This is a genomic window from Kineococcus vitellinus (genome assembly GCF_009906315.1).
In the GTDB taxonomy this organism is placed as follows: Bacteria; Actinomycetota; Actinomycetes; order Actinomycetales; family Kineococcaceae; genus Kineococcus; species Kineococcus vitellinus.
The window spans coordinates 1-775 of the sequence record NZ_JAAALL010000605.1 but is presented as its reverse complement, the minus strand read 5'-3'; the positions used below and the strand labels follow the sequence as shown (position 1 = coordinate 775).

The window sequence follows — 775 nt, the reverse complement described above, 5'->3', positions numbered from 1 at the left end:
GTAGACGGCCCGCAGGCCCCGCCGCGCCGGCGCACCGGGGCCTGCGGGCCGTCTACAGCGGGACCATGTCCGAGTGGCAGGGCGCCGAGGTGTTCGTGCGCGCCTTCGCCGAGCTGGCCCGCGAGGACCCCGGCGCCCGGCTGACGATGGTCGGCGGCGGCGTCGACCTGCCGCGGCTGCGGGCGCTGGCCGCCGAGCTGGCCCCCGGCGCCGTCGAGCTGCCCGGCACCGTCCAGCCCGAGCGGGCCGCCCGGCTGCTGGCCGGGGCCGACGTCGCGCTCGCCTCGCTGGTGCCGGGCACCGGCTACGACCTCATGGCCCCCACCAAGATCGCCGCGGCGGCGGCCTGCGGCACGCCCGTGCTCTTCGCCGGGACCGGCAGCGGCCGCGACACCGTGCGCGCGCACGGCCTCGGCGCCGCGGTCGAGCACGACCCGGCGGCGGTGGCCGCCGCGCTGCGCACCTGGCGGCGGCCGGACGCCGCCGAGCGCGCCCGGCTGCGCGCGTGGGCGCTGGAGCACGGCTCGCTGGCCGCGGCCGCGCAGCGGGCCGCCGGGGTCGTGCTGGCCGTCGCCGCCGGGCGCGTGCCCGGGTGAGCACCGCCCTGCTCGGCGCCGTCGCGCCCGGCTGGATCAGCGGCGGCAGCGCCGCCGGCGACGCCGCGACGCTGGCCGTGGCCGCGCTGTGGGTGCTGCTGCCGGGCGCCCTGCTGCTGGCCGCGGCGGGGGTGCGCTCGCTGCCCGTGCTGCTCGGCGCGGCCCCCGCGGTCTCCGTC

The 775-nt window shown here is 82.6% G+C and carries 2 protein-coding genes; both read left to right on the top strand.

What is annotated here, in order from left to right:
* Nucleotides 1-596: glycosyltransferase (locus tag GTQ99_RS23690; protein ID WP_205708130.1), on the top strand; the 596-nt coding region annotated here is incomplete at its 5' end.
* On the top strand, nucleotides 593-775 hold a 183-nt coding region (locus tag GTQ99_RS23685), incomplete at its 3' end, for a hypothetical protein (RefSeq protein WP_166618079.1). The genes GTQ99_RS23690 and GTQ99_RS23685, both read left to right, overlap by 4 nt.